Source organism: Streptomyces antimicrobicus (assembly GCF_020532625.1).
GTDB classification, from domain to species: Bacteria; Actinomycetota; Actinomycetes; order Streptomycetales; family Streptomycetaceae; genus Streptomyces; species Streptomyces antimicrobicus.
On the sequence record NZ_JAJAUY010000176.1, the window covers coordinates 1 to 11,007 of the forward strand.

At 75.1% G+C, this 11,007-nt stretch carries 7 protein-coding genes; 6 read left to right on the forward strand and 1 reads right to left on the reverse strand.

Annotated elements, in window-relative coordinates; genetic code table 11:
• The 6 genes from infB to LG632_RS27555 all read left to right on the forward strand — a co-directional run.
• Positions 1 to 2,332 (forward strand): translation initiation factor IF-2 (gene infB / locus LG632_RS27530; RefSeq protein WP_226730267.1); only part of this gene is annotated, 2,332 nt, incomplete at its 5' end.
• Positions 2,333 to 2,486: 154 nt separating this feature from the next.
• On the forward strand, positions 2,487 to 2,780 hold the full coding sequence (locus LG632_RS27535) for a DUF503 domain-containing protein (RefSeq protein ID WP_226730268.1): 294 nt from the start codon (positions 2,487 to 2,489) through the stop codon (positions 2,778 to 2,780).
• A 26-nt stretch (positions 2,781 to 2,806) separates the two neighbouring features.
• Positions 2,807 to 3,259, forward strand: a complete 453-nt coding sequence (rbfA, locus tag LG632_RS27540; protein WP_226730269.1) for a 30S ribosome-binding factor RbfA — start codon at positions 2,807 to 2,809, stop codon at positions 3,257 to 3,259.
• Positions 3,256 to 4,161, forward strand: coding sequence for a tRNA pseudouridine(55) synthase TruB (gene truB, locus LG632_RS27545; RefSeq protein WP_226730270.1), 906 nt, complete (start codon positions 3,256 to 3,258; stop codon positions 4,159 to 4,161). Before rbfA ends, truB begins: the two co-directional genes overlap by 4 nt.
• 207 nt (positions 4,162 to 4,368) lie before the next feature.
• Positions 4,369 to 7,785, forward strand: a complete 3,417-nt coding sequence (locus LG632_RS27550) for a S1 family serine peptidase (RefSeq protein WP_226730271.1) — start codon at positions 4,369 to 4,371, stop codon at positions 7,783 to 7,785.
• A gap of 96 nt (positions 7,786 to 7,881) precedes the next feature.
• The gene (locus LG632_RS27555; protein WP_226730272.1) at positions 7,882 to 8,847 is read left to right on the forward strand and encodes a bifunctional riboflavin kinase/FAD synthetase; all 966 of its coding nucleotides are present in this window, start codon (positions 7,882 to 7,884) and stop codon (positions 8,845 to 8,847) included.
• Between the two features lie 105 nt (positions 8,848 to 8,952).
• On the opposite strand, the gene LG632_RS27560 is transcribed toward LG632_RS27555, so the two are convergent.
• Positions 8,953 to 11,007 (reverse strand): MinD/ParA family ATP-binding protein (locus LG632_RS27560; RefSeq protein ID WP_226730273.1); only part of this gene is annotated, 2,055 nt, incomplete at its 5' end.

Consider the following 11,007-nt stretch of genomic DNA (forward strand, 5'->3'; position numbering starts at 1 on the left):
GGCCGGTCCCCGTCCGCAGGGTGCCCCCGGCCAGGGCGGTCCCCGTCCCTCGCCGGCCGGCATGCCGCGTCCGCAGGGCGGCCCGCGTCCGGGCCCCGGTGGCCCCGGTGGCAACCGTCCGAACCCGGGCATGATGCCGCAGCGTCCCGCTGCCGGCCCGCGTCCCGGTCCTGGCGGCGGTGGCCGTCCGGGTGGTCCCGGCGGTCGTCCGGGTGCTCCCGGCGGCGGCGGTCGTCCCGGCTTCGCCGGCCGTCCGGCCGGTCCCGGCGCCCGTCCCGGCGGCGGCGGTGGCGGCTTCGGCGGCCCGCGTCCCGGTGGCGGCGGCTTCGGCGGCGGTCCCGGCGGTGGCGGCGGCGGTCGTCCCGGCTTCGGTGGCCGTCCCGGCGGTCCCGGTGGCCGTGGTGGCACGCAGGGCGCCTTCGGCCGTCCCGGCGGCCCGGCCCGTCGTGGCCGCAAGTCGAAGCGGCAGCGGCGCCAGGAGTACGAGGCCATGCAGGCCCCGTCCGTGGGCGGCGTGATGCTGCCTCGCGGCAACGGCGAGACCATTCGCCTGTCGCGCGGTGCGTCCCTCACCGACTTCGCGGAGAAGATCAACGCCAACCCGGCCTCGCTCGTCGCGGTCATGATGAACCTCGGCGAGATGGTCACGGCCACGCAGTCCGTCTCCGACGAGACGCTGCAGCTCCTCGGCGACGAGATGAACTACACCGTTCAGATCGTCAGCCCCGAGGAGGAGGACCGTGAGCTGCTGGAGTCCTTCGACATCGAGTTCGGCGAGGACGAGGGCGGCGAGGAGTACCTGCTGCCGCGTCCGCCGGTCGTGACCGTCATGGGTCACGTCGACCACGGTAAGACCCGACTGCTGGACGCCATCCGCAAGACCAACGTGGTCGCGGGCGAGGCCGGCGGTATCACGCAGCACATCGGTGCGTACCAGGTCGCCACCGAGGTCAACGGCGAGGACCGCAAGATCACCTTCATCGACACCCCGGGTCACGAGGCGTTCACCGCCATGCGTGCCCGTGGTGCCAAGTCCACCGACATCGCGATCCTGGTGGTCGCGGCGAACGACGGTGTCATGCCGCAGACGGTCGAGGCGCTCAACCACGCCAAGGCCGCCGAGGTCCCGATCGTCGTCGCCGTCAACAAGATCGACGTCGAGGGCGCGGACCCGGTCAAGGTGCGCGGTCAGCTGACCGAGTACGGCCTGGTCGCCGAGGAGTACGGCGGCGACACGATGTTCGTCGACATCTCCGCCAAGCAGGGTCTGCACATCGACAAGCTGCTGGAGGCCGTGGTCCTGACCGCGGACGCCGCGCTCGACCTGCGGGCCAACCCGGAGCAGGACGCGCAGGGCATCGCCATCGAGTCCCACCTCGACCGTGGTCGCGGTGCCGTCTCGACGGTCCTGGTCCAGCGCGGAACGCTGCGCATCGGCGACACGATGGTCGTCGGCGACGCGTACGGCCGCGTCCGGGCGATGCTCGACGACAAGGGCAACAACGTCGAGGAAGCGGGTCCGTCGACCCCCGTCCTGGTCCTGGGTCTCACCAACGTCCCCGGCGCCGGCGACAACTTCCTCGTCGTCGACGAGGACCGCACGGCCCGCCAGATCGCCGAGAAGCGCGCTGCGCGCGAGCGCAACGCCAACTTCGCCAAGCGCACCCGCCGGGTGTCCATCGAGGACCTCGACAAGGTGCTCGCGGCCGGCGAGGTCCAGCAGCTGAACCTGATCATCAAGGGTGACGCGTCCGGTGCGGTCGAGGCCCTCGAGTCCTCGCTGCTCCAGCTGAACGTCGGCGAAGAGGTCGACATCCGGGTCCTGCACCGCGGCGTCGGTGAGGTCACGGAGTCCGACATCAACCTGGCCATGGGCTCGGACGCCATCGTCATCGGCTACAACGTGCGCGCGGCCGGCCGCGCCACGCAGATGGCCGAGCGCGAGGGTGTCGAGGTCCGCTACTACTCGGTGATCTACCAGGCCATCGAGGAGATCGAGGCGGCCCTGAAGGGTCTGCTCAAGCCGGAGTTCGAAGAGGTCGAGCTCGGTACGGCGGAGATCCGCGAGGTCTTCCGCTCGTCCAAGCTGGGCAACATCGCCGGTGTCCTGGTCCGCTCGGGCGAGGTCAAGCGCAACACCAAGGCGCGCCTGCTGCGCGACGGCAAGGTCGTCGCGGAGAACCTCACGATCACGGGTCTGCGTCGCTTCAAGGACGACGTCACCGAGATCCGCGAGGGCTTCGAGGGCGGTATCAACCTCGGCAACTACAACGACATCAAGGTCGACGACGTCATCGCGACGTACGAGATGCGCGAGAAGCCGCGCGGCTGACGCCGGGCGCTCATCGCAGCCGTGTCGTGACCGGGGCCGGTCGGCGGAATTTCCGTCGATCGGCCCCGGCCGTTGCGTGTACGGTTCTGGTGTCCCTGTCAGGCACTGGCCTCACAGGTCACCGAACCCGAACCGGCGGGACATCCGGAACTGCATGTACGTGGGGACTCTGTCCTTCGATCTGCTCCTCGGCGACGTCCATTCGTTGAAGGAGAAACGCTCCGTCGTGCGGCCCATCGTCGCCGAGCTCCAGCGCAAGTTCTCTGTGAGCGCGGCCGAGGTGGGCGACCAGGACCTTTACCGCAGGGCCCGGATAGGGGTCGCGCTGGTGTCCGGGGACGCGGGGTTCGTGTCGGACGTGCTCGACCGCTGTGAGCGGCTGGTCGCGGCGCGTCCGGAAGTGGAGCTGCTGTCGGTGCGACGCCGGCTCCACGGTGATGAAGACTGAATGCAAGAACAGAAGGAGACGGACCAGTGGCCGACAACGCGCGGGCGAAGAAGCTGGCAGACCTCATCCGGGAGGTGGTCGCCCAGAAGCTGCAGCGTGGCATCAAGGACCCGCGGCTCGGCACCCACGTGACGATCACGGACACCCGGGTCACCGGTGACCTGCGGGAGGCCACGGTCTTCTACACGGTCTACGGCGACGACGAGGACCGTGCCAGCGCCGCCGCCGGCCTGGAGAGCGCCAAGGGCATGCTGCGCTCCGCGGTCGGCCGGGTCGCCGGCACCAAGTTCACGCCGACCCTGACCTTCGTCGCGGACGCCCTCCCGGAGAACGCCAAGACCATCGAGGACCTCCTCGACAAGGCGCGGCTCTCCGACGCCGCCGTACGGGAGGCGTCCTCGGGCGCCACGTACGCCGGTGAGGCCGACCCGTACAAGAAGCCGGGCGAGGACGAGGACGAGGACGCAGCCGCGGAATGAGCAGGGTAAGCACCACTCCGGACGGCCTTGTCATCGTCGACAAGCCGTCCGGTTTCACTTCGCACGACGTGGTCGCCAAGATGCGCGGGATCGCCAGGACCCGCCGGGTCGGCCACGCCGGCACCCTCGACCCCATGGCGACGGGCGTCCTCGTCCTGGGCGTGGAGAAGGCCACCAAGCTCCTCGGCCACCTCGCGCTGACCGAGAAGGAGTACCTCGGTACGGTCCGCCTCGGCCAGAACACCGTCACCGACGACGCCGAGGGCGACATCACGTCCGCCACCGACGCCTCCGGGGTGACCCGCGAGGCCGTCGACGCGGGCATCGCCAAGCTGACCGGGGACATCATGCAGGTCCCGTCCAAGGTCAGCGCCATCAAGATCAACGGCGTGCGCTCCTACAAGCGCGCCCGGGAGGGCGAGGACTTCGAGATCCCGGCCCGGCCGGTCACCGTCTCCTCGTTCCAGGTCTACGACATGCGCGAGGCCGAGGCCGAGGACGGCACCAAGGTCGTCGACCTGGTGGTCTCGGTGGTCTGCTCCAGCGGCACCTACATCCGCGCCCTGGCCCGTGACCTCGGCGCCGACCTCGGCGTCGGCGGGCACCTCACGGCGCTGCGCCGCACCCGGGTCGGCCCGTACAAGCTGGACCGGGCCCGGACGCTGGACCAGCTCCAGGAGGACCTGACGGTCATGCCCATCGCCGAGGCGGCGGCCGCCGCCTTCCCGCGCTGGGACCTGGAGGCCCGCCGGGCGTCCCTGCTGACCAACGGCGTCCGGCTGGAGATGCCGGACGAGTACGAGCACGGCCGGCCGGTCGCGGTCTTCGGGCCCGAGGGCAAGCTGCTCGCGCTGGTGGAGAGCAAGGGCGGCAAGGCCAAGTCCCTGGCCGTCTTCGCCTGAGGGCCGGACGTCGTACCACGACGTGGAGCGGTGAGCACCGGTAGTGCTGCTCACCGCTCCACGACCCCCCTCGGGTAGGTCTCTATCCACCCGGAGGCCCGTATTCACCCGTCCGAGCAGGCGCTCGGAGTGAATGCGGGGAGCGTAAGGGGGCGCTTTCGTCCCACGTGCTTTTCCCGCTGATCTTCGTCGACCTACGGTCGTGTGATGGAGGTCACGGGGGAGCTGGTCCGGATCTGCGATCACGTCGGGCGGCCGCGCGGCAGCGGCTTCGTCGCCGACGACCGGGGGACGGTGCTGACCGGCCACGACGTCGTGGCCGGCCTGGAACGGCTGGTGCTGCACGGCCCCGGCCCCGACGCGCGCCCCTGCGCGGTGGAGGCGGCCGACGTGCTGCCGCTGCCCTCGGCCGGACTGGCGCTCGTACGCACCGACGGCCTGGAGGCCCGACCGCTGCCGGTGACCGTACGCGAACCGCTGCGGGCCGGGCGGTACGTCCGCCTGGCCGCGCGCGGCTGGCGGCAGGCCAGGGTCCTCGGGCCGGCCCCGTCCGGCCCCGGACCGTCCTGCCCGGTGCAGATCGCGCTGGCCCTGGGCACCGACGGGACGGACGCGCTGCGGCTCGGCGGAGAGGCCCGCGGTGGGCCGGTGCTGGACGCCGAGACCGGCGCCGTGCTCGCGGTCCTCGGCGGCGTCGGGCAGGTCGACCCGTACGGGCCCGGTCTCGCCGTCGTCCTGCGCCGGGCGGCCGCCGCCGACCCCGACGGGCCGCTGGCCGAACTGCTGGCCCGCAACGCGGCGACCGTGCCCGCGCACGGCGCCGACCTCAACCTCGCCGGCGCCCTCCAGCTGACCGGCGCCACCCTCCCCGCGGCGCCGCCGGGGGACCAGGACGGCCCGGAGCCGGTCGAACGGGCCGCCGTCACCGAGGAGTTGACCGCCTTCGCCGGCTCCGGCCGGCTGGTGACCGCCCTCGTGGGCGCCCCCGGCACCGGCCGCACCTCGGAACTGGCGGCCCTGGCCCGCCGCCGTACCCTCGGCCCCGCCCCGGCCCCCACCCTCTGGCTGCGCGGCGTCGACCTCCACGCCGACGACGCCTCGCTCGGCGACGCGGCGGCCCGTGCCGTGGCCGAGGCGGAGAGGCGGCCGGTCGGCGGCCCCCCGCTCCCCTCCGCGGCGGCGGAGCCCGGCGCCGGTCGCACCACGGTCGAGCGGATCGCCGCGCTGGCGCGGGCCGCGGGACGGCCGCTGACGGTGCTGCTCGACGCCCCCGAGGAGATGCCCCCGCAGCTCGCGCACCGGCTCGCCGCGTGGACCGAGGCGTCCGTGGACTGGCTGCGGGCCGGCGGGATCCAGTGGGTCACCGGCTGCCGGCCCGAGTTCTGGGAACGCGTCGGAGCCGCGTGCCCGCCCGACGTCCTGCACCGGCCCGCCCGCCCCGCGCCGCAGCTGCCGCCCGCCGTCCGGCTCGGCGACCTCGGCCCCGACGAGGCGGCCACCGCCCGCGCCCGGTACGGCATCCCCGACGGGGCCGTACGCGCCGCCGACGCCCGGCATCCGCTCACGCTGCGGCTGCTGTCCGGGATCCGGGCCGCCGGGGTGACCCAGGGCCGGCCCGGGCGCGCCGAGGTGTTCGCGGCCCACCTGGACCTGATGTGCCTGCGCGTGGCCGTCCGGATCGCCGCGGGCGGCGCCGCGCCCGTCCACGCCCCCGGGGTACGGCGCCTGGCCGCGCGGGTGGCCGGCCGGCTGCACGAGGCGGCCCGGCGGTGTCTCGGCCCGGGGCAGGGCGAGCTGGACCGGGCCTCCTTCGAGGAGCTGTTCCCGCGGCGCACCGGCTGGGCCTGCGCGGTCCTCACCGAAGGGCTGCTCGTCCCGGCCGGCGCCGGGTACCGGATCGCCCACGAGGAGCTGTCCGACTGGCTGCAGGCCGGCCACCTCGACGTGCCGACCGCCCTGGACTCCCTGGTCCACCGCCGGCTCCCGGCCGCCGCGCTGCCCGTGCCCCGGCACCGCGTCGGACCCGTGGTCGAGGCGCTGCTCCAGCTGCCGCCGCAGGTGCTCGCCGGGCGGCTCGCCGACCTGCTGGCCGTCGTCGCGGCCCCGGCGGGCTCCCGCGCGGCCGCGGCCGACGACGATCGGCTGTGGTGGGCGACCCGGCTGCTGCGGGAGGTGCTGCTGCGCACCGGCGACGCGCTGCCGTACCTGGAGGTCCTGGAGGGGCTGGCGGACCATGTGGCGCAGGCGGGGCCGGGGGAGTTCGGCGGCTCGTTCCTGAACCGGCTGCGGCTGCCCGAACCCGTCCGCCTGGACCTGCTGCGGCGCGTCCTGCCCGCCGACCCGCCGCCCCCCGAGAGCGCCGGCCCGGCCGGGCACCCGGCCGCCGACCGTTCCCTGCCCGCCGACCGCTACCTCGACGCCGCCCGGCGCCGCCTGGTGCGCGACCCGCGGCGGGTCCAGCCACTGCTCGTCGCCTGGTTCGGGGACGAGCGCACGCTGCGCGGACGGCCCGGAGCCACCGTCGCCACCGCCGCGCAGGCCCTGCTGCACACCCACCGCGCGCTCGCCCCCGACGACCTCGCCGAGGCCCTGGTCGCCGCCGCGCACCCGCGCGCCGACGAACTGCTCGCCGTCCTCGCCGAGGAGGAGCCCACCGCCGTGTGCCGGGCCGTGCACCGCTGGGCGCACGACGAACGCGCCGACCGCCGGGTCGCGGCCGCCGCGTACGCGCTGGCCGCCGCCCCGCACGTGCGCACCCCGGCCGACCGCGAGCTGCTGCGCCACTGCGCCCAGAGGCTGCTCGCCCGGCCCGGCGACACCGCCCTGCACGGCAGCGCCCTGGCCGTACTGCTGCGCGACCCCCAGGTCCGGGGCCACTACCTGCGCCAGGCCCTGCACTGCTTCCGCCACGGCACCTCCCGGCTGCCCGCCGAGGCCCTGGTGACCGCGCTGCCGCTGCTGCCCGACCCGGACGGGGTCTTCGAGGCGCTGCGGGCCCGCGCCGACGGCGAGGTGCTGCGCGCCCTGGCCGGCCTCACCACGCCCGCACTGGCCCGGCGCGCCGCCGAACTGGTCCGCGAGCACCTCGCCCGGCACCCCGAGGACGCCCCGCACGCCGCCTTCTTCGTCGACCGCCGCCTCGACCACGGCCCGGCCGCCCGGGGCGTGCTCCTGCCGCTGGTGGCCGAGCTGCTGCGGGGCCCGGCGGTGGTGCGGACCGCGCTGGCGGGCGTCCTGGCCGCGCCCGGTGCCGAGGCCTCGTGGGACCTGAGGGGCGAGCTGGCCGTCGTACTCCTGGCCGCCGAGGAGGACCCGGGCGTCCTGGACGCGGCGCTCGGCGCGCTCGCCCACGGGGCCGGGGCCTGCCCGCCCGAGCGCACCCGGCAGCTGCTGCGCCGCACCGGGCGGCAGCTGCTGCGGGCACCGGGCGGCCCGGAACTCCTGGAGCGGCGGACGGTGGAGCTGGCCGCGGCCGCGCCGGAGTTCCGCGCGCTGCTCGCCCACTGGGTGGCCGAGGACGCCGGGCAGGCCGCCGCCCTGCTCGGGCCGGCCGCTCGACGGATGGTCGAGACGCTCACGGGCCGCGGGACCGGACCTGGCACACTTGACGTGACCCTGGCGTGAGCCGGACGCCGATGCGGGCCCCTGAGCACCGGCATGGCAGTCTTAGACCTGCAATCTTTACAGGCACTACACGGGTTCGGGCGAGGAGCGGTCACAGTGCAGCGCTGGCGTGGCTTGGAGGACATCCCCCAGGACTGGGGACGCAGCGTCGTCACCATCGGCTCCTACGACGGCGTCCACCGGGGACATCAGCTGATCATCGGACGGGCGGTGGCCCGGGCCCGTGAGCTCGGTGTGCCGTCCGTCGTCGTCACCTTCGACCCGCACCCCAGCGAGGTCGTCCGCCCCGGCAGCCACCCGCCGCTGCTGGCCCCGCACCACCGGCGCGCCGAGCTGATGGAGGGCCTGGGCGTCGACGCGCTGCTGATCCTGCCCTTCACCGCGGAGTTCTCCCAGCTGTCCCCGGCCGACTTCATCGTGAAGGTCCTGGTCGACAAGCTGCACGCGCGCGCGGTCATCGAGGGCCCCAACTTCCGCTTCGGCCACCGGGCCGCCGGTGACGTCGACTTCCTGCGGGAACTGGGCGCCACCTACGACTACGAGGTCGAGGTCATCGACCTGGTGGTGCGCGGGGAGGCCGGCGGCGGCGAGGCGTTCTCCTCGACGCTGGCGCGCCGGCTGGTCGCGGCCGGCGACATGGAGGGCGCGGCCGAGATCCTCGGCCGCCCGCACCGGGTGGAGGGCGTGGTCGTGCGCGGCGCCCAGCGCGGCCGTGAGCTCGGCTACCCGACGGCGAACGTCGAGACGCTGCCGCACACCGCGATCCCGGCCGACGGCGTGTACGCGGGCTGGCTGACGGCCAACGGCGAGCGGATGCCCGCCGCCATCTCGGTCGGCACGAACCCGCAGTTCGACGGGACCGCGCGGACCGTCGAGGCCTACGCGATCGACCGCGTCGGGCTCGACCTGTACGGGCTGCACGTGACCGTCGACTTCCTGTCGTACGTGCGCGGGATGGCGAAGTTCGACTCGCTGGACGGGCTGCTGGAGGCCATGGCCGACGACGTCAAGCGGGCGCGGGCGCTGACCGAGGCCTACGACGCCGCCGCTGCCGCGGGCTGAGCCCCGGCCGGCCGGCCGCGCCGCCGGCCGAGTCGCTGCCGACACGGGCGAGGGCCCGTACCGTCCCGGTCGGACGGTACGGGCCCTCGGTCGTCATGCCTGCCCCTACTGGGGCTGCCGCGGGTCCTGCGGCGGGGCCGGCGGCTGCTGCGGCCAGCCCTGGCCGGGCTGCGGCTGGTAGGGCTGGGGCGGCTGGCCGTACGGCTGCGGCGGCTGACCGTACGGCGAAGGCGCCTGCGGGCCGGGCGCCGGTGGCGCGGGCTGCTGCGGGGCCGGCTGACCGTACGGCCCCTGCGGCTGGGGCTGGCCCTGGGGCGGGTACGGCTGCTGGGGCTGCTGCTGCGGCGCGTGCGGGTAGGGCGGCTGGTGCGGCTGCTGGTGCGGCGGGTACTGCTGGGGGTGGCCGTACGGCTGCTGCTGGGCCTGGGCCTGCGCGCGGACGAAGTCCTCGGCGACCAGGGCGGAGAGGTGGAAGTACGCCTCCCGCGTCTTGGGCCGCATCATGTCGAGGTCGACCTCGGCACCGGCCGCCAGGTGCTCGTCGAAGGGCACGACGACGACGCCGCGGCAGCGGGTCTCGAAGTGCTGGACGATGTCCTCCACCTTGATCATCTTTCCGGTCTCGCGGACCCCGGAGATGACGGTGAGGGAGCGCGCGACCAGATCGGCGTAGCCGTGGGCCGAGAGCCAGTCGAGGGTGGTGCTCGCGCTGCTGGCGCCGTCCACGGACGGGGTCGAGATGATGATCAGCTGATCCGCCAGGTCCAGGACCCCGCGCATGGCGGAGTAGAGGAGCCCGGTGCCCGAGTCGGTGAGGATGATCGGGTACTGGCGGCCCAGGACCTCTATCGCGCGGCGGTAGTCCTCGTCGTTGAAGGTCGTCGAGACGGCCGGGTCCACGTCGTTGGCGATGATCTCCAGGCCGGAGGGGGCCTGGGAGGTGAACCGCCGGATGTCCATGTACGAGTTGAGGTACGGGATGGCCTGGACGAGGTCGCGGATCGTCGCCCCGGTCTCGCGGCGCACACGGCGCCCGAGGGTGCCGGCGTCCGGGTTCGCGTCGATGGCCAGGATCTTGTCCTGGCGTTCGGTGGCGAGGGTGGCGCCGAGGGCCGTGGTGGTCGTGGTCTTGCCGACGCCGCCCTTGAGGCTGATGACGGCGATGCGGTAGCAGGACATCACCGGGGTGCGGATCAGCTCCAGCTTGCGCTGGCGCTCGGCCTCGGCGGCCTTGCCGCCGAGGCGGAAGAGGGAGTTGGAGCCGCCGCGGGTGCTCTTGGGCTTCTGCTTGTTGCGCAGCAGGCGGTCGGACGACAGCTCGACGGCGGCCGTGTAGCCCAGCGGCGCCCCGCCCGCGGGCGAGGCCTGGTACCGCGGGTCCTGCCCGCCGGGGCCACCGGGACCGGGCTGGGGCGCCCACTGCTGCGGCTGCGGCTGGGCCTGGTGCTGCGGTGCCTGGGGTTGCGGCTGGGGCTGGGGCTGCCAGGGCACCCCTGCCTGGGGCGGCTGGGGCTGCTGGGCCTGCGGGGGCAGGGGCGGGAAGCCGTAGCCGGCGGGCGGCTGCTGCTGGTCCTGGGCGGGCCCGTCCTGCGGCTGGCCGGTGGGCTGCGGCGGGACGGGCGGGAAGCCGTAGCCGGCGGGCGGCTGGGCCGGGGTGGGCTGGTCCGTCACGGGCGGGAAGCCGTAGCCCGCCGGGACGTGGGGCCCGTCCTGCGGCTGGCCGGTGGCCTGCGGCGGGACGGGCGGGAAGCCGTAGCCGGCGGGCGGCTGGGCCGGGGTGGGCCGGTCCGTCACGGGCGGGAAGCCGTAGCCCGCCGGGACCTGGGGCCCGTCCTGCGGCTGGCCTGCGGCCCGCACCGGGTCGGGCGCGGGCCCCTGGGAGCCCTCGGCCTCCGGCCACACCTGGGCGGTGGGCACGGCGTCGGCGGGCTCGTCCGTCCCCGGAAGGGAGGACGCCGCGCCGTCGGGGTCCGCCTCACCCGTGGAGGTGGTGGCCCCGGCCGCGCCCTGCGCCCCGTCGGCGCCCGGGACGGGCGTCCCGTCGGCGGGCGTCGCCCCGGGGCCGTCCCCGGACACCGCGCCCTCGCCGGAGGCTCCGGCCCCTGCCGGGCCGGACCCGTCACCGGTGGCGGCACCCGTGAACGGGCCCGCGGCGCCCGT